This window comes from Marinifilum breve, assembly GCF_003202155.1.
GTDB lineage: Bacteria > Bacteroidota > Bacteroidia > Bacteroidales > Marinifilaceae > Marinifilum > Marinifilum breve.
On record NZ_QFLI01000082.1, the window covers coordinates 1 to 618 of the forward strand.

At 51.6% G+C, this 618-nt stretch carries 1 protein-coding gene; it reads left to right on the top strand.

The genetic code is table 11. The features are described 5' to 3' along the window. Window positions 1-203: 203 nt before the first annotated feature. Window positions 204-618 (top strand): hypothetical protein (locus DF185_RS24820; protein WP_207784744.1); only part of this gene is annotated, 415 nt, incomplete at its 3' end.

Sequence of the window (618 nt, forward strand, 5' to 3'; positions counted from 1 at the left end):
CCTCTAGGCTAGCTACCACTCCACCGAAAAGTATAGATGAGCATTGGTTGCAATTGCAAGAAGCCATGAAAATGGCGAGTAAAGTCACTTGTGGGTTCGCGAAACGTCCCGCTTATAAGCACTGGGTTTCTTCTGGTTCCTTACAACTCATTGAAGCCCGTCGGTCTACTCCGGGTGACCGTGAGTTTGACCACAAACGAAGGATGTTACGTAAGGAAATTGGGCAAAGCTTGCGTAAGGACCGAGAAGCCTGGTGGTCGGAGCGTGCTAATGAGCTGGAAGCAGCAGCTGCATCTGGTAATTACCGGAAGCTCTTCCAACTCATCCGAGCCACTGGCAGCAAGAAGTCTGGTGTGAGCGAAACAATCTGCGAGGATGATGGGATGCCAATCACTAACATCCATCGACGTCTTGGACGATGGGCAGAATTTTTCGAAGGGCAGTTCAACTGGCCTGCTGCTCCGGCAACATCGGTCAGACTGTCCTGCCCTCCATGGCCGGTGACGACTGATCCACCAAACGAGGAGGAAGTCCGCAAGGAACTCCAACTCTTCAAGCGTTACAAATCACCTGGCCCAGATGACTTACCTCCGGCTCTTTTTAAAGATGGTGGTGACT